At 54.3% G+C, this 25,340-nt stretch carries 21 protein-coding genes; 18 read left to right on the top strand and 3 right to left on the bottom strand.

The genetic code is table 11. From position 1 onward, the window contains the following. Window positions 1–24 precede the first annotated feature (24 nt). Together acnD and prpF are read left to right on the top strand one after the other, a co-directional pair. Window positions 25–2,643: a Fe/S-dependent 2-methylisocitrate dehydratase AcnD gene (gene acnD / locus SOJ49_RS11165; protein WP_369854585.1), complete on the top strand. Its 2,619-nt coding sequence runs from the start codon at window positions 25–27 to the stop codon at window positions 2,641–2,643. A gap of 116 nt (window positions 2,644–2,759) precedes the next feature. Next, complete coding sequence (gene prpF / locus SOJ49_RS11160; protein WP_369854584.1) at window positions 2,760–3,938, top strand: 2-methylaconitate cis-trans isomerase PrpF; 1,179 nt, start codon at window positions 2,760–2,762, stop codon at window positions 3,936–3,938. A 181-nt stretch (window positions 3,939–4,119) separates the two neighbouring features. Here the strand turns inward: prpF and SOJ49_RS11155 are convergent, their stop codons facing one another. The 3 genes from SOJ49_RS11155 to rne all read right to left on the bottom strand — a co-directional run bounded on the left by SOJ49_RS11155 (window position 4,120) and on the right by rne (window position 12,499). Continuing rightward, on the bottom strand, window positions 4,120–7,545 hold the full coding sequence (locus SOJ49_RS11155; protein WP_369854583.1) for a transporter substrate-binding domain-containing protein: 3,426 nt from the start codon (window positions 7,543–7,545) through the stop codon (window positions 4,120–4,122). 52 nt (window positions 7,546–7,597) lie between these two features. Continuing rightward, window positions 7,598–8,644, bottom strand: a complete 1,047-nt coding sequence (locus SOJ49_RS11150) for an HD domain-containing phosphohydrolase (RefSeq protein WP_369854582.1) — start codon at window positions 8,642–8,644, stop codon at window positions 7,598–7,600. A gap of 306 nt (window positions 8,645–8,950) precedes the next feature. Beyond that, window positions 8,951–12,499, bottom strand: a complete 3,549-nt coding sequence (gene rne / locus SOJ49_RS11145) for a ribonuclease E (protein ID WP_369854581.1) — start codon at window positions 12,497–12,499, stop codon at window positions 8,951–8,953. Window positions 12,500–12,750: 251 nt separating this feature from the next. Here rne and SOJ49_RS11140 point away from each other — a divergent pair, with 251 nt between their 5' ends. The 16 genes from SOJ49_RS11140 (at window position 12,751) to SOJ49_RS11065 (ending at window position 25,156) form a co-directional block, all read left to right on the top strand. After that, entirely contained in the window at window positions 12,751–13,137 is a 387-nt protein-coding gene (locus SOJ49_RS11140; RefSeq protein ID WP_369854580.1) for a hypothetical protein, read from the top strand. Window positions 13,138–13,259: 122 nt separating this feature from the next. Further along, window positions 13,260–14,228 (top strand): RluA family pseudouridine synthase, encoded by a 969-nt coding sequence (locus tag SOJ49_RS11135; protein ID WP_369854579.1) that lies wholly within the window; start codon window positions 13,260–13,262, stop codon window positions 14,226–14,228. Further along, window positions 14,218–14,871, top strand: a complete 654-nt coding sequence (locus tag SOJ49_RS11130) for an HAD-IA family hydrolase (RefSeq protein ID WP_369854578.1) — start codon at window positions 14,218–14,220, stop codon at window positions 14,869–14,871. The genes SOJ49_RS11135 and SOJ49_RS11130 overlap by 11 nt, the downstream gene beginning before the upstream one ends. A 173-nt stretch (window positions 14,872–15,044) precedes the next feature. Next, entirely contained in the window at window positions 15,045–15,998 is a 954-nt protein-coding gene (locus SOJ49_RS11125; RefSeq protein WP_369854577.1) for a S49 family peptidase, read from the top strand. A gap of 25 nt (window positions 15,999–16,023) precedes the next feature. Next, on the top strand, window positions 16,024–16,578 hold the full coding sequence (locus SOJ49_RS11120; protein WP_369854576.1) for a YceD family protein: 555 nt from the start codon (window positions 16,024–16,026) through the stop codon (window positions 16,576–16,578). Window positions 16,579–16,592: 14 nt separating this feature from the next. Beyond that, complete coding sequence (rpmF, locus tag SOJ49_RS11115) at window positions 16,593–16,778, top strand: 50S ribosomal protein L32 (RefSeq protein ID WP_369854575.1); 186 nt, start codon at window positions 16,593–16,595, stop codon at window positions 16,776–16,778. A gap of 1 nt (window position 16,779) precedes the next feature. Continuing rightward, on the top strand, window positions 16,780–17,790 hold the full coding sequence (plsX, locus tag SOJ49_RS11110; protein ID WP_369854574.1) for a phosphate acyltransferase PlsX: 1,011 nt from the start codon (window positions 16,780–16,782) through the stop codon (window positions 17,788–17,790). A 197-nt stretch (window positions 17,791–17,987) separates the two neighbouring features. Then, entirely contained in the window at window positions 17,988–18,932 is a 945-nt protein-coding gene (gene fabD / locus SOJ49_RS11105; RefSeq protein ID WP_369854573.1) for an ACP S-malonyltransferase, read from the top strand. Then, window positions 18,929–19,669, top strand: a complete 741-nt coding sequence (fabG, locus tag SOJ49_RS11100; protein WP_369854572.1) for a 3-oxoacyl-ACP reductase FabG — start codon at window positions 18,929–18,931, stop codon at window positions 19,667–19,669. The genes fabD and fabG overlap by 4 nt, the downstream gene beginning before the upstream one ends. A gap of 42 nt (window positions 19,670–19,711) precedes the next feature. Continuing rightward, entirely contained in the window at window positions 19,712–19,945 is a 234-nt protein-coding gene (gene acpP, locus SOJ49_RS11095; protein WP_369854571.1) for an acyl carrier protein, read from the top strand. Window positions 19,946–20,019: 74 nt separating this feature from the next. Continuing rightward, on the top strand, window positions 20,020–21,261 hold the full coding sequence (gene fabF / locus SOJ49_RS11090) for a beta-ketoacyl-ACP synthase II (RefSeq protein WP_369854570.1): 1,242 nt from the start codon (window positions 20,020–20,022) through the stop codon (window positions 21,259–21,261). A gap of 5 nt (window positions 21,262–21,266) precedes the next feature. Then, on the top strand, window positions 21,267–22,097 hold the full coding sequence (gene pabC, locus SOJ49_RS11085) for an aminodeoxychorismate lyase (RefSeq protein ID WP_369854569.1): 831 nt from the start codon (window positions 21,267–21,269) through the stop codon (window positions 22,095–22,097). Then, window positions 22,094–23,149 (top strand): endolytic transglycosylase MltG, encoded by a 1,056-nt coding sequence (mltG, locus tag SOJ49_RS11080; RefSeq protein WP_369854568.1) that lies wholly within the window; start codon window positions 22,094–22,096, stop codon window positions 23,147–23,149. The genes pabC and mltG overlap by 4 nt, the downstream gene beginning before the upstream one ends. Continuing rightward, complete coding sequence (tmk, locus tag SOJ49_RS11075) at window positions 23,146–23,796, top strand: dTMP kinase (RefSeq protein WP_369854567.1); 651 nt, start codon at window positions 23,146–23,148, stop codon at window positions 23,794–23,796. Before mltG ends, tmk begins: the two co-directional genes overlap by 4 nt. After that, on the top strand, window positions 23,793–24,812 hold the full coding sequence (holB, locus tag SOJ49_RS11070) for a DNA polymerase III subunit delta' (protein WP_369854566.1): 1,020 nt from the start codon (window positions 23,793–23,795) through the stop codon (window positions 24,810–24,812). The genes tmk and holB overlap by 4 nt, the downstream gene beginning before the upstream one ends. After that, window positions 24,812–25,156: a PilZ domain-containing protein gene (locus SOJ49_RS11065; RefSeq protein WP_369854565.1), complete on the top strand. Its 345-nt coding sequence runs from the start codon at window positions 24,812–24,814 to the stop codon at window positions 25,154–25,156. The genes holB and SOJ49_RS11065 overlap by 1 nt, the downstream gene beginning before the upstream one ends. The last annotated feature ends 184 nt before the right edge of the window (window positions 25,157–25,340 follow it).

Below are 25,340 nucleotides of genomic sequence, written 5' to 3'. Positions count from 1 at the left end.
CTAACGACCGGAAGAGAGAACATCATGAACACTGAATTCCGTAAAAACCTGCCAGGTACCGACCTCGATTACTACGACACCCGTGCGGCGGTCGATGCCATTCAGCCCGGTGCCTATGCCAAACTGCCGTACACCTCGCGGGTGCTGGCGGAACAGCTGGTACGTCGTTGTGAACCCGCCGAATTGACGGATTCCCTGAAGCAGTTGATTGAACGCAAGCGCGATCTCGACTTTCCATGGTATCCGGCCCGTGTTGTATGTCACGACATTCTGGGGCAAACCGCATTGGTGGATCTGGCTGGCTTACGGGATGCCATTGCCGACCAGGGCGGTGACCCGGCCAAAGTGAATCCAGTGGTACCGACCCAGCTGATTGTTGACCATTCGCTGGCGGTGGAAGCCGCAGGTTTTGATCCAGACGCATTTGAGAAAAACCGGGCGATTGAAGACCGTCGTAATGCCGACCGTTTCCATTTTATTGAGTGGACCAAAACCGCATTCGAGAACGTCGATGTTATTCCGGCCGGTAACGGCATCATGCACCAGATCAACCTGGAAAAAATGTCGCCGGTAGTTCAGGTACAAACTGACGAAAGCGGTAAACAGGTGGCTTTCCCGGACACCTGTGTTGGCACCGATTCCCATACGCCACACGTGGATGCACTGGGTGTTATCGCCATTGGTGTGGGTGGTCTGGAAGCTGAAACCGTGATGCTGGGCCTGCCATCGATGATGCGCCTGCCAGACATTATTGGCGTCAGACTGATTGGCAAGCGTCAGCCCGGCATTACTGCCACCGATATCGTACTGGCGCTGACCGAGTTTTTGCGACAGCAGCGGGTAGTAGGGGGATACGTTGAATTCTTTGGGGAAGGGGCGTCCAGCCTGACCATTGGTGACCGCGCTACTATTTCCAATATGACCCCAGAATTTGGTGCTACGGCAGCGATGTTTTATATCGATTCGCAGACCATCGATTACCTGAAGTTAACCGGTCGTGAGCCGGAGCAAGTGGCGCTGGTTGAACTGTACGCCAAAGAAACAGGTTTGTGGGCAGATGCCCTGGTGGCTGCGGACTACGAACGGGTACTGCAATTCGACCTCTCGACCGTGGTGCGTAATATGGCCGGGCCGTCTAACCCGCACCGTCGTTTGCCGACCTCGGATCTGACTGAACGTGGTATTGCCGATGAAGGTAAGTTGGCGTCTGGCAAGCAAGAAGAGGCCGATGGCCTGATGCCGGATGGTGCCGTAATCATTGCTGCCATCACCTCCTGTACCAACACCTCGAATCCGCGCAACGTAGTAGCTGCCGCCTTGTTGGCGAAAAAAGCCAACGCACTGGGCCTGACCCGCAAGCCCTGGGTCAAGAGTTCATTTGCACCGGGTTCCAAGGTCGCCAAACTGTACCTGGAAGAAGCCGGTCTGCTGACGGAACTGGAAAAGCTTGGTTTTGGCATCGTCGCCTACGCCTGTACCACCTGTAACGGCATGTCAGGCGCGCTGGATCCTGTGATCCAGCAAGAAATCATCGACCGTGATCTGTACGCCACGGCAGTCCTGTCCGGTAACCGCAACTTCGATGGCCGTATTCACCCGTATGCCAAGCAGGCGTTCCTGGCCTCACCACCGCTGGTGGTTGCCTACGCGATTGCCGGTACGGTGCGTTTTGATATTGAAAAAGACGTACTGGCGGTGGTGGACGGTAAAGAGATTACGCTGAAAGACCTGTGGCCATCCGATGAAGAAATCGACGCCATTGTCGCATCGGCGGTCAAGCCCGAGCAGTTTCGGCAGATTTATATCCCGATGTTTGATCTCGGTGAAATCGAACAAGCCAAGAGTCCACTGTACGACTGGCGTCCAATGTCGACCTATATCCGCCGTCCTCCCTATTGGGAAGGTGCATTGGCCGGTGAACGCAGCATGAAGGACATGCGTCCACTGGCGGTGTTGGGAGACAACATCACGACCGATCACCTGTCGCCTTCCAATGCTATTCAGGCCAACAGCGCAGCGGGTGAATACTGCGCCAAAATGGGCCTGCCGGAAGAAGACTTCAACTCCTACGCGACACACCGGGGTGATCACCTCACCGCCCAGCGAGCCACGTTCGCCAACCCGAAACTGCTGAACGAAATGTGCCGCGATGAGAACGGCGAAGTCATTCAGGGTTCTCTGGCGCGAGTTGAGCCTGAAGGCGAACAGATGCGCATGTGGGAAGCCATTGAAACCTACATGAATCGCAAACAGCCACTGATTATTGTGGCCGGTGCCGATTATGGCCAGGGATCCTCCCGCGACTGGGCTGCCAAGGGCGTACGTCTGGCCGGTGTCGAAGTCATTGTGGCGGAAGGTTTCGAGCGCATTCACCGCACCAATCTGGTGGGGATGGGCGTATTACCGGTGGAATTCAAACCGGGTACCACGCGCCTGACGCTGAATCTGGACGGCACGGAAACCTACACCGTCAAGGGCTCCATCTCGCCAGGTTGCGAGCTGAGCATTGAAATCACTCGCCGTAATGGAGAGCTACTGGAAGTGCCCGTGACCTGTCGTCTGGATACCGCCACGGAAGTGCGTGTGTATAACGCCGGTGGGGTATTGCAGATGTTTGCCAAGGATTTTCTGCAAAGCGCCTGAGGTTTGCCGGTCACGCCAGAATCTGGGGTCGGGTGTATTCGCCGAAGGCGTTATGCCCTGCTCTGAATGTCAAAATGTTTAGCGTGCGCGGTGCGCACCCGCCCTAGGAGTCGAGCATGTCTCACGTGCCTCAAATAAAAATCCCCGCCACTTATATACGTGGCGGTACGTCAAAAGGCGTGTTTTTCCGGCGTTTGGATTTGCCCGCCGTTGCCCGGGAACCGGGTGACGCTCGGGATAAGATTCTGTTGCGGGTCATCGGCAGCCCGGATCCCTATGGCCAGCAGATCGACGGCATGGGGGGCGCAACTTCCAGCACCTCCAAGACCGTGATTGTGGATAAAAGCACTCAGCCGGGTCACGACGTTGATTATCTGTTTGGTCAGGTCGCTATCAACAAGGCGTTTGTTGACTGGTCGGGTAATTGCGGCAATCTGACCGCAGCCGTCGGTGCCTTCGCCATTATGTCCGGTTTTGTCGATGCCGAACGGGTACCGGAAAACGGTATCTGCACGGTGCGCATCTGGCAAAAGAACATCAGCAAAACCATCATCGCACATGTACCTGTCAGCCATGGTGAAGTGCAGGAAACCGGTGATTTTGAGCTGGACGGCGTGACTTTTCCGGCGGCGGAAGTGGCCATTGAATTTATGGACCCCGCCGATGGCGAAGGATCGATGTTTCCGACCGGTAATCTGGTGGATGATCTCGAAGTCCCTGGCATTGGCACCTTCAGGGCGACCATGATCAATGCCGGTATTCCGACGATTTTTGTGAACGCGGCAGATATCGGTTACGCCGGCACCGAGCTGCAAAAAGACATCAATTCCGATGCCGAAGCGCTGGCACGTTTTGAAACCATGCGGGCCTGGGGTGCGGTGAAAATGGGGCTGATTGCCGATATATCCGAAGCCGCTGCACGTCAGCACACGCCTAAAATTGCGTTTGTGGCTCCGGCAACAGCGTATGTCTCATCCAGCGGCAAGCAGATCTCTGCCGGTGACATCGACGTGTGTGTCCGTGCCTTGTCGATGGGCAAACTACACCACGCCATGATGGGAACGGCTTCTGTGGCGATTGCCACTGCAGCAGCGGTGCCAGGCACTCTGGTGAATCTGGCTGCGGGTGGGGTTGAGCGTGATTCGGTTACCTTCGGTCATCCCTCCGGTACGTTGCGGGTGGGGGCAGCGGCGGAGATCGTAAAGGGTGAATGGCGGGCTAAGAAAGCCGTTATGAGCCGTTCTGCACGGGTGTTGATGGAAGGTTTTGTACGTATTCCAGGTGATGCGTTTTAGCCGTCTGACAGGCGCTTCGGTCTTGGGCTGACGTCGATGTTGGCTGACTTAGGCGTTGGCTGACTTAGGCATTGGCTGACTTAGGCATTGGCTGACAATGAGTCCCTGTGACCTGCGTTCACGATGCTCCTCGCGGAACGCAGTTTTTTCGCCTCCGGTTTTTATTAACCGGGGGCGTTTTTTATGGCAGTTCAGTACTGGTCAGCAGGGTGTGGTATTTGCTCATCAGATTTTCGATCAGAACGATATCAAAGGTATCGATGGCGGCGAGCAGGTTGCTGGCCATTTCGGCGAGCGGATTAATCCTTTTTTTAGTTGATAGTTGTTGTAATGCGACGGCGAACTGGCCGATGTCTTTCAGGCTATGGGTTTGTCGCGCCTGTTCGTACAGCGGCATCAGCTGATCCTTGACGCTTTCCAGTACAGCCGTGTCCAGCTGATAGGGGGATGTGTTCGTTTCCGGCGCTGGACTGGCAGCGGCCGGTTCTCGCATGACCAGAAATTGTTTCAGTGTATTAATCAGCTCACGTCGCAAGACCGGTTTGTGCAGGTGGGCATCAAAAAGCTGCAAGTCTGGAGTTGATTCTCCGCCCCGGATGACTGAGGCCGTCAGTGCAATAATGCGCAGATCCGGGTAGCGTTTTTGTAAAATCCGCGTCGCTTCATACCCATCCATCACCGGCATGCGGATATCCATCAGCACCAGATCCGGCTGGATCTGTTCCACTACTTCCAGTGCTTCCTGGCCATTGGCTGCCTGTAGAATTCTGACACGGGAGTTGTCAAAAATGCGGGCGATCAGCTCGCGATTGTTGTCAATATCGTCGACGACCAGAATATTACAGGGTTCGAAGTCGTTGACGCTGAGATGATTGGCGAGCTGTCGGGAGTGCATCTGCTCTGCCGTACCGGCTGTGACCGAGGCGATATCCATTCCGATCAGTTTGATGGTAAATGTGGAGCCTTGTCCGAAAGCGCTGACAACAGAAATGCTGCCTCCCATCATTTCGATCAGTCGCCGAGAGATAGCCAGCCCCAGCCCGGTACCACCGGCATGTCTGCCGTCGGGTGATGACAGCTGTTCAAATTCGGTGAAAATGGCGTCCATATGACCGGATTCAATTCCTATGCCGGTGTCGCTGATGGATATTTCAAGGTCGACCTTGCTGAGGTGACCGTTATTTTGCAACGTGCGGGAGGTCAGGGTAACGGCACCCTGGTCGGTGAATTTGACGGCATTACCGACTAAATTGATCAGGATCTGTCGTAACCGGACATCATCCAGTAGCAGAAACAATGGCAGTTTGACGTCAGTGTTGACGATCAGGTTGAGACCCTTGGCGGTCACCGCGAGGGAAAAAAACTGGGCGATTTCGTCAATCAGGGCATTGACGTTGGTTGGCACTCTGGCCATGTCCATTTTGCCAGATTCTATTTTTGACAGATCCAGCACATCGTTGATCAGCTGCAGTAACGAACCGCTGGCCTTGTGTACCGTGTCGACGTAAGAACGCAAGCGGGGCTGATCCAGCTGTTCACTTAACAGCTCGGTAAAACCGATAATCGCATTCATAGGGGTGCGGATTTCGTGGCTCATATTGGCGAGGAATTCTGATTTTGCCCGACTGGCGACTTCGGCCTTGTCTCGGGCACGGGCAAGCTCTGCCGTCAGTCGTTTTTGCTCGGATATATCTTTCAGAACGGCGTAAATAGCCGGTTGGCCTTCATAGTTGATGCGGGTCAGGGACATGTCGAGCCAGCGTTGGGTGCCATCGACACGACGAACCACCAGTTCCAGATGAAAGGCACCGTTATTGAGGCAGGTCGAAAATGCTCGGGTAATCACTTCCTCTGATTCACGGCCATCGGGTTGGGTTGGAGGGGTTGTGTCTGCGAGTTTCATACCGGCGAGGTTGCGGCCATCGCGGTAACCCAGCAGTTGTTCCGTGGCGTGATTGTGCGCAATACACTCGCCAAACTGAAAAATCAGGTTGCCTTCGGTTGCTTCCTTGAATAGTGCTTTGAAATTGTCGCGTTCGGTTTGTAATGCCAGTTCGGTCTGCTTGCGCTGGTCGACTTCTTTACTCAGTCGTCGGTTCCAGTAAATGCTGATAATGATATAGAGAATAAAAACGCCGATCACGCGGGCGATCAATCCATAGTCGATACGTTCGGCAAACTGTACGTCCGACCATTTATTCAGAATGGCGAGTCGATCCGCATCACTGAGTTTGACGCCGGTGGCGAGAATGGCCGAGGTTAGCTCCGGTGTTTGACGGCTGACCATAATGGCTGGCTGAACGACCACGTTGGTTTTGCCGACTACCTTGATATTACGGTAATTTTCCAGCCGCAACAGATGATTGGCCTGTGTCAGGGGCATGGTGATCGCGTCGAGCTGACCAGCTTCCAGCATGTCCAGCATCTGGTTAACCGAGGCGATACGGATCAGCGACAAGCCGGGAATTTTTTCAGACAAAGTCTGGCTAAAACTGGCAGAAGCAAGGACGCCAACCCGTTGGTTATAAAGCTGCTGTTCATCGTCAATAAAGCTTTTATCTGCGGTCATCAGCACGACAATGGGCGTTGCCAGTAAGGTCACAACCGGTTGGTAGTGCGGACTGAATTCGGGGTTGTTGAGATCGCCGATAATAATGTCGGCGTTGCCACCGCTTTTGGCTGGAACAAAACGGACGCCCAGTTCCTTGCCGACGCGGTTAAAGTATTCGCCCGCGATGCCTTCGATTTGATCGCCATTGATTACGATCAGTGGTGGCAGGGAGCGGGCATCGACCTCGATTTGTGGATGCTGGTGCAGCCATTCGATTTCGTCCCGTGACAACAGCAGCTGGTTTTCGATCACCGGGTGATCGGGTAACCATTCCTGCGACAGGGTATTGATATCCGCAGCAGAGATTTCCAGCAGTGCCTTGTTGAGGATGCCTTGCAATATGGGCTGTGACTGGGGTACGGCCATATGCAGATCCATCGCACCATAGGGAATCAGCGGCTTGATGTTGATAATGCCTTGTTGGCCGAGTTTGTAATGCAGGACAGCATAGATACCAATCAACAGGTCAGCCCGGTCTTCCAGTACCATACGAATGGCTTCGTCCTGGTTAGGAACATTAATAATATTAATACCCGGATAGTGGTCGCGTACGGTTTCGTCAATGGCATAGCCACTGGGGATCACGATACGTTGCTTTAGCAGGATATCCTTGCTGGTGCCAACGAAGTCGCTGTGACCAAAAAAATACTCGTTGAGGCGGGTGTACGGTTGGGTAAAACGCAGGTATTCCGAGCGTAATGGGGTTTGGGCCAATGACGGCAGGATCATGATGTCGCCGGATCTGGCAGCACGCAGCAAGTTGGGCCAGTCATCGATACGGTAATCCGGTTTGATGCCCAGTGATGCCAGAATATTACTGATCAGGCGTTGGGAGATGCCAGCTGGGTTACCGTTATAGTCAACAAAGTCAAAAGGCGCCCATTCGCGTTCGACACCCACCGTGACGGTTGGATGGGAATCGACCCAGGCTTGTTCTTCCAGCGTGAGTGTCAGTCCGGCCGCCAACGATGAATACAGAACGGTCGCCGTCGCCACTGCGATAGTTCGGCAGTGTGTGAGGATCGTCCGGTACGTCAGCCTGAGCGGGTTAAACTTCCGCAAGGTTAATAAACTGATCAAGGTTGTCACGAAAGAGTTCAACCAGGTAGGGGTCAAAGTGGGTTCCACTATTGTTAACGATGTAGGCGACGGTGTCTTCCACTGTCCATGCCGGTTTGTAAACCCGCTTATGGGTCAATGCATCAAAGACGTCGGCAACGGCAACAATACGTCCATAGATATGGATATCATGGCCCTTCAGGCCACGAGGGTAGCCACTGCCATCCCAGTGCTCATGATGTTGCCAGGCAATGATATCAGCAGCCTTGAGAATTCTGCGCGGCGAGTTTTTAAGGAAGTCATGTGCCCTGGTGGTGTGGGTTTTCATGACATCATATTCTTCTACCGTCAATTTGCCGGGCTTGTGCAAAATAGCCTCAGGAACAAACACCTTGCCAATGTCGTGCATGGGGGAGGCATGGAATATGACGATGGCATCTTCTTCTGTCAGGCTGTTGTGTAACTGCGCCAGCAGCTGTGAATATTCGGCTACCCGTTTGATATGACGCCCGGTTTCGTCGGAGGTGAATTCCATCAGCTCGGTCAGAATGTGGATCATTTCCAGCTGGGTTTGCTCCAGCTCCGAGAGCAGGCGTCTTTCGGTCAGCTCGACTTTCTGGCGCAGGCTGATGTTGTGCTTTTGCAGTAGCGCCTTGGCGGTATGTAATTCCAGATGGGTGCGAACTCTGGCAAGCAACTCTGCCGCATGAAACGGTTTGACGATGTAGTCGACTCCGCCCAGTTCAAAACCGCGCACAACCGAATCGACATCGGCTCGGGCAGTAAGGAAAATAACCGGAACGTCGCGGTGTTTGAGATCCATGCGGATACGCTTGCACACTTCAAACCCATCGATGTCTGGCATCATGACGTCGAGTAAGATCAGGTCAAAAGACTGGGTGCGCATCAGTGCCAGGGCATCGTTACCAGACATGGCGTAGGACAGTTCATAGTTGTCTTCACGCAGAATATTCATTGCGACCTGGATGTTGTTGGCAACGTCGTCGACTACCAGAATACGCGAGAGTTGATCCACTTGTTCTTCCACCCTGTCCTTATATTGGTATGGCTTAAAATTAACACGTAGACCGGTCGGGGAGAATGTTGCTGGTGGAAATGTTTTACTCTGTTTGAATCTTTCAGCGGGATTGGCTCAATAATGGGCCAACTTTAGTGCATTGATCTGTCTGCCAACAGGTGGGTAGTGCGATGAAGCAAAAGAGGAACTGAACGATGAACCCAAAAAAAGCCTGCGCGTGGCAGGCTTTTTAGCAGACAGGCTTTCAGTCGCTTGTCTGGGAAGGGTGTCAGACTCCGGGGGAGCCTGACATGCCGCAGGGCATCAGGATGGCGTTTTCTGGTCTGCGGTTGTTTCCTTGTCAGCTTCTTCAGGGCCAGAGGTGCCTGAGTCGGCCTGGTTGTGGCTGGTTGCAGTTGCCTCTGGTGTTACTTCGTTATCGGCTTCATGCACCGCTACTTCCGTATCAGCCTGTACGGTTTCTGCAGTGGCCGGTGCTTTAACCTTGGTTGCATCACTGGTTGTATCATCCGCCGGAGTGGGGGTTTCAGCCGTCGCCTGTTCCGCTTCCATTGGTACGGCTGTGTCCAGCGCCAGGGATTGTTGTTCCGTTACTGCTTGCGGTTCAGCATTAGCGTGGTTGCGAGGGTCGTTTGGTGCCCGGTAATTTGGACGACGATTACGGCGACGGCGATTGGATGCTGTTTGCTCTTCCGTTGCTGCAGCTGCTGTTTCGGTTTCAACTGCATCGGTAGCGGTTGTTGGCTCCGTGGCTTCAGTCACTGTGACCGTTTCAACGTTTGCTACAATTTCAGTCGTCTCAATGACTTCTGCTGCTGATGTTGCTGCCACTGCTGCCGTGATGACTTCCGTTGGCACAACGACCGTTTCTGCGACAGTTTCTGCTATTGTTTCTGCGACAGTGGTAGATGCATCTGTTGCTGCCGTCGTTTCGTCAGGAGTTTCGACTGCCAGAGTGTCAGTTGCAGGCGAGCTGTCTTCTGCCGTTGCCTTATTCGCAACTTCTACCGCAACTTCTACCTCAGCCTCCGCGTTTACCCCAACGTTGGCTTCGGTGTCAGGCGTTTCTTGCGTGACCGTTGCTTCCGGAGCGGCGGATTCGGTCTGCTCGTCACGATTGGAGCGACTGCGTCCACGACGACGACGACGGGGGCGATTTTCTTCAGTCGCCTCTGCTTCTTCCGGTGCTTGGGCTGTTTCCGCTTTTGCTACGGTTTCGTCGGCAACGGCAACTGTCACTGATTCCTCAGTGGTTTCAGGCGTGTTGCTGTCGTCGATTTTTGTTTCCGCTACAACCGTCTCGGTGCTGCTCTCTGGAGTGGTGTTGTCACTAGCGGTTACTGTTTCAGTAGCCGTCGTTTCAGTCGCTTCAGCTGTAGCGACTTCTTCAGCCACGATTTCAGTTGCGGTTTCAGCAACAACTTCCGTAGCCGTGTCTGCCACTGGACGGTCTTCGTTGCGGCTGCGACGACGACGACGTGAACGACGCGGTGATTTGTCTTCACTGCTGGTCTCGCTGGCAGAATTGTCGGTTGTCGTGCTCGCTGTATCGGCATTTCGTCTGGTTGCTGCGACAGGCTGGTTTTCACCTTCTTCGGCACCGGGTTTCGGGGTTTCGCGGCGGAACTCGCTGTTGCCACCACGGCTACGATCACGACGTGGACGACGACGGTTGTTTGACGAGGAGTTGTCCGTCGTATTGTCAGAAACTTCCTGGTTGTCGCTGGTGGTTTCGGTGCTCACCTTGTCGGCGCTAACCGTATCATCCGCCACATCTTCAGGGCGCTCACGGCGACGATTACGACTGCGACTGCGGTTCACTTCCCGGTTTTGCTGTTCGCCGTCGGTGTTATCGGTAGTGTCGGTCTGACGCTCTTCACGGCGAGGGCGGCTGTTGCGCTCATCGTTACGGTTGCTGCGTGGCTTGTCCGTATCTGTCCGGGAGTCGCCGCTGTTGGTGTTGCCAGCTGTATTGTTGCGACGGCGGCGACCATTGTTATCGGAACGCTCGTCGTTACGGGACGATTCTGTGCGACGACGAGTGTTGCTACTGCTACTGCCACTGGCTGTTGGCGTCGTGGTGACGACCGGCTTGGCGGTTGGGGTCTCGGTGCTGGTGTCGCCGCCAAACAGGCCGGAGAGAAATGAAGCTACTTTTTCTATCATGCCAGGGTTGCTTGCGGTGGCAGTCGCTGTCGCTACTGGAGCTGCTACTGCTGTTACCGGTTCTGGTGCTTCTGTGGCTTCGACCGGCTTGGCATGGCTGACGCCCTTGACGGCTGCCTGCTGGGTTTTGGCGGTTTCTTTGATGTTGGTATCGATGCCGTACTCTGGCTCTACTTCGTCAAAGCGGTGCTCGTAGGAGACTTCACCCACCAGGGTGTCGTCTGGACGCAAGCGCAGCACTTCGAAGTGAGGGGTGTCCATGTTCGGATTTGGCAATACCACTACGCGGTTGCCGTGACGGCTTTCGATGGCGTCAATCAGCTTGCGTTTTTCGTTCAGCAGGAAGCTGGCGACGGATACGGGAACAATGGCGCGTACCTGACCGGTGTTTTCCTTGGCGGCTTCTTCTTCAATCAGGCGCAGAATCGACAGTCCGGTGGACTGGATATCACGGATGACACCCGTGCCATTACAGCGCGGGCAAACGTGACCACTGGTTTCTTCCAGTGAGGGCCGCAGGCGCTGACGAGACATTTCCATCAGTCCAAAACGGGAAATGCGGCCAACTTGTACGCGGGCGCGATCCATTTCAAGGGCTTTTTTCAGGCGGGTTTCGACTTCACGCTGATGCTTGTTGGAAAGCATGTCAATAAAGTCGATAACGACCAGGCCGCCCATGTCACGCAGGCGCAGCTGACGGGCGATTTCATCGGCCGCTTCCAGGTTGGTATTGAAGGCAGTGTCTTCAATGTCGGTGCCTTTGGTGGCACGTGAGGAGTTGATGTCGATCGACACCAGCGCTTCGGTCGGATCGATCACAATCGAACCGCCAGCCGGCAGTTTGACTTCGCGCTGGAAGGCACTTTCGATCTGGGTTTCGATTTGGTAACGATTGAACAGGGGCACGCTGTCGTTGTAGCGCTTGAACTTGTTCTGGTAGTGCGGCATTACCTGCTGCACAAAACCCAGGGCTTCGTCGTAGGCGGCATCGGTGTCGATCAGTACTTCACCGACGTCCTGGCGCAGGTAGTCGCGAATTGCCCGGATAATGACGTTACTTTCCTGCAGCAGCAGGGCCGGCGCCTTGACGTCGCCATAGGCGCGTTGAATGGCATCCCACAGTTGCACCAGGTAGTCGAGATCCCATTGCAGTTCCTGGCCACTGCGGCCAATACCTGCCGTACGGACGATAACGCCCATTTTGTCGGGAACGGTGACGTCTTTCATGGCTTCGCGCAGCTCGGTGCGTTCGTCACCTTCGATACGACGAGAAATGCCACCGGCACGGGGGTTGTTGGGCATCAGCACCAGATAGCGCCCTGCCAGGCTGACCTGGGTGGTCAGAGCTGCGCCTTTGTTGCCGCGTTCTTCCTTGTCGACCTGGACAATGATTTCCTGACCTTCACGCAGCACATCCTTGATGTTGATGCGGCCAGGGCCAGGATCGCGGGCAAAGTATTCCCTGGAAATTTCTTTCAGCGGCAGAAAGCCATGGCGCTCGGCACCAAAATCTACAAACGCCGCTTCAAGACTGGGCTCGATACGGGTAATCCTGCCTTTGTAGATGTTTGACTTCTTCTGTTCGCGGGCACCGGATTCAATATCCAGGTCGTAGAGTTTTTGGCCGTCTACCAGGGCTACGCGCAACTCTTCAGGTTGAGTCGCGTTAATCAGCATTCTTTTCATGCAGTACAAATTGCTCAGTAGGGCAACGTACTCTGGTGGCAATTCCAACCGTTAATCCGATTGGCCAGTACCAAAATGTTTATGGGTGCTTTGCCTCAGCCTGCCAGCGCCGTACATAGGAATGCACGGACGGTTTCAGGTTGTATGCATAGGTGCCTTTGTTCAGGCTCCGACACGTCAGGTTGCTGTCTGTTATTCACTCTGGACGCTTGGCACACTGCGGCAGAGGTATTAGCGCTGCGGGAGGTGGCTTGCTTCAGAGTGTTGCCCAGACCGGTTTCTGGTCTGGTATCGGCAACACGATCCATAATTTGATAATGCGAGATTGCCAGCAGGTCGCTGCGTGGTTTATCTCACCGGGCGGCGCCAACATGGTTGATCATGCAAAGCAAGGTTTGGCGGACGTTTTGTGTGTCCGGGGACTCTTGTGGCCGGGGCTGAAGCAAATTGCCTTCCGCTATCTCACTGACCCGTCAAGTCCGACTCTCGTTTGTACGACCTGTTATGCTGGCAAGCCTGCCGTGTTAAATCTTGCGAAGAGTTTTGTTGCTGACTCTTCTTCTTCTATACTCGCCGCTTTTGATGTTGGCGATACTTGCATCGGTCAAAATGTTTGTGTAAGACCCGAATGCCGCTGAAATATAGCAACAAAGTTTGACGTCAGCAAAGTATTAGATTTCTTACAGCTGCAATGCAGCTCCCAATTCTCTTCAAATCCGACGGCTGTAGCAGCAAAAGCGTCGGTGGTTATCCTGAATATATGGCAAAGTTTGAAATAGATACCACCAAGGTGTCGTTACTGGAAGTGACGGCTGATAACGACGGCCAGCGTGTCGATAACTTTTTGTTGTCGGTATTAGGGAGGGTGCCCAAAGCGATGGTGTATCGCATTATTCGCAAAGGCGAAGTGCGGATAAACAAAGGGCGAGTAAAGGCCGATTCGCGTGTCTCTACCGGTGACCTGGTGCGTATCCCGCCAGTGCGATTGCCACAGGAGCAGGCGGTAGGACACGCTTCGGCAGAGTTGCTGGCAGGTCTTAAAAAGGCGATTGTTTATGAAGACGATGCCTTGATTGCCATTAATAAACCTCACGGGCTGGCTGTTCATGGCGGCAGTGGTGTTAATTTGGGTTTAATCGAAGCGCTGCGACAATTGTATCCTGATCACAGCTTTCTTGAACTGGTGCACCGGCTCGACCGAGACACCTCTGGCATTATTCTGGTCGCGCGCAAACGCTCAGCGCTGGTGGCGTTGCAAAAAATGCTGGTTAATAAAGTTGGCATACGCAAACGTTATCTTGCTTTGGTGCATGGCCATTGGCCGCAGGCGGTGACTGAGGTCAAGGCACCACTGAAGAAGTCCGAACGACAGTCGGGTGAGCGTATTATGCTGGTCGATGCCGAGGGCAAGACCTGTCATACCCGCTATCGGCTATTGTCGAGCGGCCCGCACTATTCATTGTTGGAAGCGGAGCCAGTGACCGGTCGAACCCACCAGATTCGGGTGCATTGCCAGTTTCAAGGCTACGCCATTGCCGGCGACGAGAAATATCGAGACAGGGCGCAAGTGGCGATAGACCAGCAGCATGGTATACGTCGGCTGTTTTTGCACGCCTTGCGGTTGGAGTTTCGTCACCCATTGAGCGGGGAGTCCTTGTCTTTGACGGCCCCTCCGAATGCAGACTTTGAGCGGCTACTTATAAAGGAAGGCTGCAACTATGGGTTTTGACCTTATTATTTTTGACTGGGACGGCACCCTGGCGGATTCTACCGGTCGGATTGTCGACAGTATGCAGCGGGCGGGCAGGATTGTTGGCTTGCCGCTGGTAACGGATGCCCAGGTACAAAATATTATCGGCCTTGGCTTGCCTGAGGCGGTGGAAACGCTCTGGCCAGCGATCGATGAAGAACAAATGGCGGCGATGAAAGAAGGTTACGCCCGCCATTTTGTTTCCGACAGCCCGGTACCGATGGGGTTGTTTGCCGGGGCAGAAGCGATGCTGGCCCGGTTGCAGGAGCGGGGGGTGCTACTTGCTGTCGCGACGGGCAAGAGTCGTCGGGGACTGGATCGGATTCTCGATGATCTCACCCTGCGGCACCGGTTTGCCGCGACACGCTGTGCTGATGAATCCCGTTCCAAGCCAGATCCGTTGATGCTGCAAGAGTTGCTGACGCAATTAAGAATTCCAGCATCGCGGGCGTTGATGGTGGGTGACACCACGTATGATCTGGATATGGCCAATGCGGCGGGCGTGGCGGGCGTGGCAATGAGTCACGGAGCTCATGATGAGCTGGCCTTGCTGGGTTGTCGGCCACTGGCGATGTGTCATAGCATTGCTGAACTCGATGTCTGGATAGCGCAGGCCCTGTAGGGCACATCTATAAATGACTACGCTCGATATGACGGCGTTAAAAATCGACTAAAAATGCTCATTTATTATTCATGAATTGCGCTTTTTCGTCGATTATTGCCTTGTCCTTTCATTGCTTGTTACATTTTAGATGCACCCTGTAAGTTATTACTGGATAAACTGGAACCAAAGGCATGAATCGTCCCGAAGACAGCAGTAAAGAATGGAAGTTGATTGAAAAGCTGGTGATGGATCTGCAGAAAGAGCAGCGTCGCTCGCGTCGTTGGGGCATATTTTTCCGGGTGCTGACCTTCAGTTACCTGTTTCTGTTGCTGTGGATGTTCCGCATGCCGTTAGAGGATGCGGCGGGGTCTGCGGATGGTGGCCAGTTTGCTGCCGTCGTTGAGGTGACGGGTGCTATTGCTGCCGACAAGGAAGCGAATGCCGATGCCTTGATTACCGCTATCCGTAATGCGTTTGATGACCCTGATGCGCTTGGGCTGATCTTGCGGATCAACTCGCCGGGTGGCAGTCCGGTGCAGGCCGGTTATGTCTACGATGAAATCAAACGACTCAAAGCGACTCGTGCTGATTTTCCGGTGTATGCCGTGATTGTTGATCTCGGGGCTTCCGGTGCTTATTACATTGCAGCAGCGGCTGATGAAATTTATGCCGACAAGGCCAGTCTGGTCGGATCGATCGGAGTGGTTGGGTCTGGTTTCGGTTTTGTCGGAGTAATGGATAAATTCGGTGTTGAGCGCAGAAGCTATACGTCAGGAGAGCACAAGGGATTTCTTGATCCGTTCCTGCCCGAGCGTGAAGATGAACGTGAGTTTTGGGAAAGTGTTCTGGCGGTGACCCATAAGCAATTTATTGAACAGGTTCGGAATGGGCGAGGTGATCGGCTGAAAGAAACACCGGATATGTTCAGTGGGTTGATCTGGTCTGGTGAACAGGCACTGGATATGGGGCTGATTGATGGTCTGTCTTCTACCAGCCAGTTGGCGCGGGACAAGCTGGATACCGAAACACTGGTGAATTTCACCCTGCGTCCCAACCGGTTTGAAGAATTGGTCGGGCGCCTGGGTGCCAGTATGGGTCACGGTATATCCAGTGTTTTTCTGGATCAGGGCATTACGCTGCGTTGATCCAAGCGTTGGCGGTTAAATAATTTTGACAACAGGAGGCGAGATACCTATTATCTCGCGCACTATGGCAGAGGCACAAATACCCCACCGGGTTGATGCGACCAAACTTGTTGAACATAATCAGCAACTTAGGGCGGCAATCAACAGTTCCGATCTTCCTCGTCTGAACGAAGCCGTAGATCAGTGCCTGGCACCGGTCGACTGCATTGTTTCTTTCGAAAAAGATGCTGAACGTTTTCGTATGATTGTGGGTAGTTGTTCTACTCGTGTCGCCATGACTTGCCAGCGTTGCTTGGGAAGTGTGGAGATAGCGGTTGGTAGCCAGTTTTCACTGGGTTTGGTTTTTAATGACGAGCAGGCCAGAAATTTGCCGAAACGTCTGGAGCCAGTGGAGATGGACGAAAATGGTGTGATCGACTTATGGTCGGTGTTGGAGGACGAAGTGCTGTTAGCGCTGCCTGCGTTCCCGACCCATCCTGAGTCTGAATGCCAGATTCAGCAGCCCGAGCCTGAAGACATAATCAGTAACGAAAAGCGGCCCAACCCGTTTGACGTTTTGGCACAGCTCAAACAGAAATAGTGTAGGAGCCAATCATGGCTGTTCAGCAAAACAAAGTAACTCGATCCAAGCGTGGAATGCGTCGTTCACACGATGCCCTGGATACTGCTTCAGTAGCACTGTCCACTGATCCAACTACCGGTGAAATTCACCGTCGTCACCATGTGACTGCAGACGGTTTCTACCGTGGCAAAAAAGTCGTGGAGACTGGCAACAGCTAAGATGTTGACCATTGCGGTAGATGCCATGGGCGGGGACTTAGGTCCCCGCGCTGCGTTCTGTGGCTGCAAAAATCTGCTTGGCAAGCATCGACAGGTTGCAGTATTGCTCTTCGTTGAGCAAGGCTGGGTTGAAGAAGCAAGCCGCAATACAGCAGATTTTTCTGACCGTGTCAGAATTGTAGGCTGCGGTACCAGTATCGCCGCCGATGAAAAACCCTCTGTAGTACTCAAGAAACGCCAGTCTTCATCCATGGTGATGGCCTTGTGCGCCTATCGTGACGGTGAAGCGCAGGGTGTTCTGTCGGTCGGAAGTACCGGCGCATTGATGATTCTTTCTCGCCGATTACTCGGTGTCCTGCCTGGAATCGACCGTCCCGCGCTGGCCACTCAGATACCCACCCGTGGCAAACCGCTGCTATTGCTGGATCTTGGGGCTTCTCTTGGTGCAACGTCGGCGCAACTGGTGCAGTTTGCTGTACTGGGTGTTGCCTGGTGTCACTCAATGAATATCACCAAGCCTGGAGTCGGGCTGCTCAATGTGGGTCATGAATCTGGTAAAGGGACTGAAGATATTCGTGCTGCTGACGCCATACTCAGCTGTTTGTTGCCCGATAATTACGCCGGTTTTTATGAAGGGGATGACCTCTACCGTGGTGATTTGGATGTGATGGTCTGTGATGGATTCACTGGCAATATTGCGTTGAAAACCAGTGAAGGTCTGACGGAATGGTTAACCCAGATGGTGACAGAAGAATTGAAGCAGCATTGGGTTTTACGCTTGGTATCGCCTTTGTTGCGGCAGGCATTCAAGCGTATTCACAAACGGATTGCTCCGGCCCGTCATGGTGGAGCCATGTTGCTGGGTATTGACGGTGTGGTGGTGAAAACTCATGGCAAATCGGATGTATCGACTTATGAATTCGCCATGGGATATTTGGTTGAACAGGCAAGAAATCATGACCGAGAAGCACTGATTCGGCAGATTTTACCCATGCAAAAGGCGATTGCCTGAAACAAATTCATTAAAATTGTGCCGATTGGGTGTTTACTGGAGCGAGTGACAATCCTACTATGGCGCCGCTTTCGGGTTGCGGGCACGGTGTCGAGTTTTTATCCTGTGCTCTGGTTCAAGTCCGAATGCAGTTTCCAACTGGTATAAACAGACATTCGTTACCGCAACAACAGCCAACCGACTTGGTGATTGAACAGATGACAGAAGTAATCGCAATTTTCCCTGGTCAGGGTGCTCAGCAAGTGGGCATGCTGGCCGATCTGGCCGCAGAGTACAGTCTGATTGGCGAAACTTTTGCGCAAGCGTCAGAAGCCGTTGGTATGGATCTTTGGGCTTTGATCCAGGATGGCCCGGCAGAAACACTGAATCTTACCTACAACGCCCAGCCTGTTTTACTCACCTCAAGTGTTGCAATATTACGTCTGATCCAGGCCCATTGTCCGGCGTTGCAGATTGTTGCCGCAGCGGGTCATTCACTGGGTGAGTATTCAGCTCTGGTGGCTGCGGATAGCATTGATTTTGTTGATGCTGTACGCCTGGTGCGCCAGCGTGGGCAACTGATGGAGCAGGCGGTGCCTGCTGGTCAGGGCGGCATGGCTGCGATTCTCGGACTTGACGAAGCGACGATGCGCCAGGTCTGCGACGATGCCAGTGCTGCAGGTGTTGTCGAACCGGCCAACTTTAATGCGCCAGGTCAAATTGTTATCGCCGGTGCGATGGCGGGTATTGAAAAAGCCATCGAACTGGCCAAGGCTGCAGGTGCCAAGCGTGCTTTACCGCTGGCAGTGAGCGGGCCGTTTCATTCCAGTTTGATGCGTGCTGCAGCGGAAGAATTCAAGGATGCTCTGGCTGCTGTTCAATGGCGGGCTGCTGAGTTTCCGGTATACCACAATGTGGATAACGCGCCAGCCCCCTTGGCTGAAGTCCAGGAAAAACTGCTGGGCCAGCTGTACAGTCCGGTTAACTGGACCGGGGCGGTTGCGGCCGTTCGCAGTAAGGCCGATGTGGCCATCGAATTTGGCCCAGGCAAGGTATTGGCGGGTCTGAATAAACGTATTGATAAAACCTTGGCTACCTATGGCACCGGCGATCTTGCCAGCGCCCAGGCGGTCATGGCCATGATTCAAGGACAACAAGCATGACAGATAAAGCACTGGCACTGGTCACTGGCGCTTCCCGAGGTATTGGGCGAGCGGTGGCAGAAAGCCTGGCAGACAAGGGATACAAGGTAATTGGTACGGCGACCAGCGAATCGGGTGCGGTTGCGATTCGTGAGGCGCTGCAGGCTATTGATGAGGATAATGACGCGATTGTGCTGAATATCTCTGATGCCGAGCAAACCAGTACCGCCTTGAAGGCACTGGTGGCAGAGCATGGTACACCGGCAGTATTGGTTAATAACGCCGGTATTACCCGTGATAATCTGTTCTTGCGCATGAGCGACGACGAGTGGAATGCAGTGATCAACACCAACCTGACCGGCGTGTTCCGTGTTTGCAAGGCGCTGGTCAAACCGATGATCAAGGTGAAAGCCGGTGCGATTATCAATGTAAGCTCCATTATCGGTACTACCGGTAATGCGGGTCAGGCTAACTACGCAGCGGCCAAGGCCGGTCTGGAAGGCTTTACCCGTTCACTGGCACAGGAAGTGGCCAGCCGCAACATTACGGTTAACTGTGTTGCACCGGGCTTTATCAAAACAGACATGACGGACGTCTTGCCTGAAGCCCAAAAAGAAGCCATCCTGTCGTCCATTCCGAGCAAGCGCTTGGGGCGGCCAGACGAGATTGCCAGTGCTGTTGCCTTTTTGGCCAGTGACGAAGCGAAATACATTACAGGCCAGACCATTCATGTGAATGGCGGTATGAATATGGGTTAAGGTCGCACTGACCTTCGAAACACTGAAACGGTAGGAAAAACCATGAGCAATATCGAAGAACGCGTAAAAAAAATCGTCTGCGAACAGCTGGGCGTTAAAGAAGACGAAGTGAAAGCGGCTTCTTCTTTCGTAGATGATCTGGGTGCAGACTCTCTGGACACTGTTGAGCTGGTAATGGCTCTGGAAGAAGAATTCGAAACAGAAATTCCAGACGAAGATGCCGAGAAGCTGACTACCGTTCAGGAAGCAATCGACTACATCGTTGCGAATCTGTAATAATCGCGACGTCTGAAAGCCGCCTCTTCGGACGCGGCTTTTTTTGTGTCTGAGACGGGGAAACCAATACAGTGATGACGAAACGACGCGTAGTGGTAACGGGCCTGGGAACTGTTAACCCAATGGGTCTGGACGTGGCGACAACCTGGCAGGCAGTGTGTCAGGGCAAATCCGGCATCGGGCCGGTAACGCATTTTGATGCCAGCAGCTATTCGACCCGAATTGTTGGAGCAGTGAAAAATTTCGACATAACCAGTGTTATGTCGGCCAAAGAAGCACGCAAGCTCGATCCATTTTTGCAATACGCCATGGTTGCAGCAGAGCAGGCAATGCAGGATGCCGGATTCCCTGATGATATTGACTTCAACCGCTTCGGAGTTGCCGTAGGCTCAGGTATCGGTGGTCTGAATACCATTGAACAGAATTATCAGCAGCTGGTTAAGAGTGGCCCTCGCCGGGTATCCCCTTTTCTGGTGCCGGCAGCCGTGATCAATATGGCGTCGGGCAATATTGCCATTCGGCATGGCCTGAAAGGCCCCAACTTCGCCATTACCACTGCCTGCACTACGGGTACTCACAATATCGGTTATGCGGCTCGTACCATTGCGTATGGTGACGCTGATCTGATGCTGGCAGGGGGGACGGAAGGTTCATCTTCACCGCTGGGAATGGCCGGTTTTGCTGCGGCAAGAGCCATGAGCACCCGTAATGATGAGCCAGAAAAAGCCAGTCGCCCATGGGACAAGGATCGTGATGGTTTTGTCCTGAGCGATGGTGCCGCTATTCTGGTGCTGGAATCGCTGGAACATGCCCAGGCTCGCGGCGCGCGTATCTATGCCGAACTGATCGGTTTGGGGATGAGTGATGACGCCTATCACGTTACCAGCCCTCCCGCAGATGGTTCCGGCGCTTGTGCGGCCATGACCAATGCGCTGAAAGATGGAGGTGTGACGCCGGAGCAGGTGGATTACATCAATGCTCACGGTACTTCTACACAAGTGGGCGATATTGCCGAAACCAACGCCATCAAGAAACTGTTTGGTGACCATGCCTACAAGCTGGCGGTGTCTTCGACCAAATCCATGACCGGCCACTTACTGGGCGCAGCCGGAGCAATCGAAGCCATGTTCACCGTGCTGGCGATTCAGGATGGCATCATTCCGCCGACGATCAACCTCGACCACCCGGATGACGGCTGTGATCTGGATTACGTGCCGCACATTGCTCGCAAGGCGGATGTGTCGATTGCACTGTCCAATTCCTTCGGCTTTGGTGGCACCAACGGTAGCTTGCTGTTCTCACGTTTTAACGGCTGAGACGGGTGACCGTACTTTGTCGAGTGGCCGGTCAGTGGCAGGACTATTTACCTGCCACTGACCGTGGCCTGCAGTATGGCGATGGCCTGTTTGAAACCATGCGCCTGTCTGGCGGACGTGTACCGTTATGGTCGTTGCATCAGGCTCGGCTGCAGAGCGGTATCAGCGCCCTGTGTTTCCCGCCGACAACCATGGCCGATGTCTTGCTGGCGCTTGATGACGTGCCTCTCTCTGCGTCACTGGATCAGTATTCCGCCGCCAAATTGCTCGTTACCCGTGGGGCTGGGCCGCGAGGCTATCAATCTCCTGATCCGGTTCAGATCAGCATTCAGCTACACTTGTTTGATGCGCCCCGCTGGCGCTGGTCAGCGTTGCCAATGGGATGTTCCGGTTTAACCGTTGGCGTAAACGAGGTTCGCCTGGGCAGACAGCCACGGCTCGCCGGATTAAAACACCTGAACCGGCTTGAGCAGGTACTGGCAAGGGCCGAGTTTCAACCAGGTTGGGATGAAAGCCTGATGCTGGACGAACAGGGGGATGTCATCGAAGGCTGTTACTCCAACCTGTTGGTCTGCAAGGCGGGGCAGTGGCTGACGCCGATGCTGGATGCTGCGGGCGTCAATGGCGTGATTCGTCAATGGCTGCGCCAACAGCTGGTCGTAACAGAAGCCCGCTTGTCGCTGGACGATATCAAACAGGCTGACGCGTTGGTTCTGAGTAACAGCCTGATGGGCATCGTGCCGATTGTCCGTCTGGATAATGTAGAATATTCCCCGAACCATGAAACACTGGATGCCATGAAGGCGTTGCAGTCCAGGCTGGAGAGTCTTTTTTGAAAAAATTATTGGCGTTGATCGCCACCTTGCCCGTTTTGCTGCTGGCATTGGGGTTGGCGATCTGGACGTTACCGGCCAGCAATGACAGTGCTGTACGTATTCAGATCAATCCTGGCGATACCCTGACTGGCAAAGCCCGGCAATGGGAAGCGGATGGCTGGTTGCCATCGGCACTGCTGCTGCGCATACAGGCCCGCTTATTAAAAAAGCAGCACCTGCGCGCCGGGGAGTATGACGTACCGCCGCAGCTGACTGGCCCTGAATTACTCGCCTGGCTCGAAACCGCTGAGGCGGTCACCTACCGCGTTCGCCTGATTGAAGGCACACGGCTGGCAGAGGCACTAAAAAACATCGCCAGCGCACAGCAGCTGAAACAAGATATCCAACCGCTTAACCCGGAACAGGTCGGACGTTTGCTTGGCATCGACGGCAACCCGGAAGGCTGGCTGTATCCCGACACTTATGTGTATCCGAGTGGCGCTTTGGCCTCCTCTGTGATCATCCAGGCCTACCAGCGTATGCAAAGCCAGCTGCAAGACGCCTGGCGTCAGCGCGCCAAAGACCTGCCGTACAGCACGCCGTACCAAGCGCTGGTGATGGCCTCCATTGTCGAAAAGGAAACTGCCGTGGCAGCAGAGCGGCCCCAAATTGCAGGGGTATTTGTACGCCGCCTGCAGCAAGGTATGCGGCTGGAAACCGATCCGACGGTGATTTACGGCCTCGGTGACGACTTTGCCGGTAACCTGCGCAAACGCCATCTGCTCGATCGCAGCAACCCCTACAACACCTATCGCAATCGTGGCTTGCCGCCGACGCCGATCGCCCTGGCCGGACGTCAGGCGCTGGAGGCCGCGCTGCATCCAGCAGACGGGGAGAGTCTGTTTTTTGTTGCCCGTGGTGATGGCTCGCACGTATTTTCTGCCACCTTTGAACAGCACAACAAGGCGGTTCTCCAGTACCAGATACGCAACCGCAAGGCCGATTACCGGTCTACACCGGAACCTGTTCCGTCATCACCTCCGGAACTGCCAGCAGCAGGAGCACAACCATGACATCGAACCCGCGTGGCAAATTCATTACCTTTGAAGGCGGCGAGGGAGTCGGTAAATCCACCAATATTCACTGGTGCGCCGATTGGCTCACGGCACAAAACATCGACGTCATTGTGACGCGGGAGCCTGGTGGTACGCCTATCGCCGAACTGATTCGTAACAAGCTGCTGAAGGCGCATCACGCCGAACCCATGGTGCCGATGGCGGAGCTGTTACTGATGTTTGCGGCCCGTGCCCAACACCTCGAAGCGGTTATTTTACCGGCCTTGTCCCAGGGCACCTGGGTGCTGTGTGATCGTTTTACCGACTCCACCATTGCCTACCAGGGTTTTGGCCGGGGGCTGGATCTGAGCAGCATCGAAACCCTCAAAACCCTCGTCCAGGGAACACTGGAACCAGACTGCACCCTGTTGCTCGACGCCCCGATTGAAGTCGGTATGGCGCGTGCCCATGGTCGGTCGGTCGCCACGGGAGAGGCGACCGATCGTTTTGAAATCGAACAGCTGGCATTTTTTGAACGGGTGAGAGACGGATTTCAGACATTGGCGGCGACGCATTCTCGCTTTGTTACCCTGGATGCCACCCAGACACTGGATGATATTCAGGCCGAACTGGCGATTCGGCTCAACCTGCTGAGAGCCCCATGAGCGACTCTCACTGGACGCATGTTTACCCTTGGCAATCCGGACTCTGGAATGACCTGATCAAGCGCCATCAACAGCAGGGGTTGCCCCATGCGCTGATGTTTACCGGTGTCCGGGGAATTGGCAAACACGCGCTGGCGCTACAGACCGCACGCTGGTTGCTTTGCACTCGCCGGATAGAACAACAAGCCGGTGTTGCCTGCGGTGAATGCCACAGTTGTCGTTTGTGGCAAGCTGGCAACCATCCAGACTTCATGGAATGCAAACCGGAAGACGGCAGTCGGCAGATCCGTATCGATGGCGTCCGCAAGCTCAACGAGTTTCTGATGCAGACGCCACAAATCAGCGCTTGCCAGGTGGTTAATCTGCACCCGGTTGAAGTACTTAACGCCAATGCCGCCAACGCCTTGCTCAAAACCCTGGAAGAACCGCCGGGGGAGAGTTTTTTGCTACTCGAAACCGAGCGCCTCGGTTCCGTGATGCCGACCATTCGCAGCCGTTGCCAGCGTCTGGCGTTGGCGACACCACCGCATCAGCAGGCCATCGACTGGATGCTGGCCAACGGTTGTGATCCGGCAGCGGCAGCGCAGGCCTTGCGAATGAACCAGATGGCACCGATTGCAGCGCTGCAATGGGTACAGCAGCAGCGGCATGAACAACATCAAACCTGGCTACAGCAGTTGCAGCAGTGGTCAAACGGCGCACTGCCGCTCGATGCCATGGTGACGATCTGGAAAAACGACGAACTCGCCGACGTACTGGCCTGGCTTGGCCAGCTAACGGCCGATCTGATGCGTGCCCATATGGGAGCCGACACCACGCAATTGCTGGAACCTGAGGTGCTGGGCTGTTTTGACGCCGCTACTCTGCAACCGGCAAAACTGATAGCCTTGCACGACCGAATCAACAAGGCGTTAGGGCAATTACAGTCCGGAGCCAGTTTTTTTAATCGCCAGCTGTTGCTGGAATCACTGATGATCGAGTGGCAGACACTCGTGACCGAACCAGGGAGACACTGATGGCCAATATGGGGCGTAGCGGTATTCTGACGTTGACCATCAAGGACAAGGCCGTACTGTACGGTGCCTACATGCCGTTTCTCAAAGATGGCGGCCTGTTTATTCCAACCAATCGCACTTACAAGCTCGGTGACGAAGTGTTTTTGCTGTTAAAGCTGATGGATGACCCGGAAAAACTGCCGGTTGCTGGCAAAGTCGTCTGGATTACGCCTCCCGGTGCCCAGGGCAACAAAACGGCAGGCATCGGCGTGCAGTTTACCGGTGATAACACCATGGCACGGGATCGTATCGAAACTCATCTTGCCGGTGCCATGAAGTCTGACCGTCTTACCCACACCATGTGACCCTCAAGCATGTACTCAAAGATGTACTCAAAGATGTAAGAAATAGCCACACACTCCAGCGCGCTGCTTCGGTTGTTGCTGTGGAGTGACAAACCGTTTTATTCAGTAAAGAGGCCTTCCGTATCGCTATCTGCCGGAAAGTCATCAATACTGAAAACCTGCGTTGTCTGAATACTACAAGGTC

It is taken from the genome of Candidatus Thalassolituus haligoni, assembly GCF_041222825.1.
Classification (GTDB): domain Bacteria; phylum Pseudomonadota; class Gammaproteobacteria; order Pseudomonadales; family Oceanobacteraceae; genus Oceanobacter; species Oceanobacter antarcticus.
This window is presented reverse-complemented; position numbering and strand designations above follow the sequence as displayed.

What these genes read in the sequence shown, in the direction of transcription:
- acnD (WP_369854585.1), top strand. Translation starts at nt 25, where the DNA reads ATGAACACTGAATTCCGTAAAAACCTGCCAGGTACCGACCTCGATTAC.
- prpF (WP_369854584.1), top strand. Translation starts at nt 2,760, where the DNA reads ATGTCTCACGTGCCTCAAATAAAAATCCCCGCCACTTATATACGTGGC.
- rne (WP_369854581.1), bottom strand. Translation starts at nt 12,499, where the DNA reads ATGAAAAGAATGCTGATTAACGCGACTCAACCTGAAGAGTTGCGCGTA.
- SOJ49_RS11135 (WP_369854579.1), top strand. Translation starts at nt 13,260, where the DNA reads ATGGCAAAGTTTGAAATAGATACCACCAAGGTGTCGTTACTGGAAGTG.
- SOJ49_RS11130 (WP_369854578.1), top strand. Translation starts at nt 14,218, where the DNA reads ATGGGTTTTGACCTTATTATTTTTGACTGGGACGGCACCCTGGCGGAT.
- SOJ49_RS11125 (WP_369854577.1), top strand. Translation starts at nt 15,045, where the DNA reads ATGAATCGTCCCGAAGACAGCAGTAAAGAATGGAAGTTGATTGAAAAG.
- rpmF (WP_369854575.1), top strand. Translation starts at nt 16,593, where the DNA reads ATGGCTGTTCAGCAAAACAAAGTAACTCGATCCAAGCGTGGAATGCGT.
- plsX (WP_369854574.1), top strand. Translation starts at nt 16,780, where the DNA reads ATGTTGACCATTGCGGTAGATGCCATGGGCGGGGACTTAGGTCCCCGC.
- fabD (WP_369854573.1), top strand. Translation starts at nt 17,988, where the DNA reads ATGACAGAAGTAATCGCAATTTTCCCTGGTCAGGGTGCTCAGCAAGTG.
- fabG (WP_369854572.1), top strand. Translation starts at nt 18,929, where the DNA reads ATGACAGATAAAGCACTGGCACTGGTCACTGGCGCTTCCCGAGGTATT.
- acpP (WP_369854571.1), top strand. Translation starts at nt 19,712, where the DNA reads ATGAGCAATATCGAAGAACGCGTAAAAAAAATCGTCTGCGAACAGCTG.
- fabF (WP_369854570.1), top strand. Translation starts at nt 20,020, where the DNA reads ATGACGAAACGACGCGTAGTGGTAACGGGCCTGGGAACTGTTAACCCA.
- tmk (WP_369854567.1), top strand. Translation starts at nt 23,146, where the DNA reads ATGACATCGAACCCGCGTGGCAAATTCATTACCTTTGAAGGCGGCGAG.
- holB (WP_369854566.1), top strand. Translation starts at nt 23,793, where the DNA reads ATGAGCGACTCTCACTGGACGCATGTTTACCCTTGGCAATCCGGACTC.
- SOJ49_RS11065 (WP_369854565.1), top strand. Translation starts at nt 24,812, where the DNA reads ATGGCCAATATGGGGCGTAGCGGTATTCTGACGTTGACCATCAAGGAC.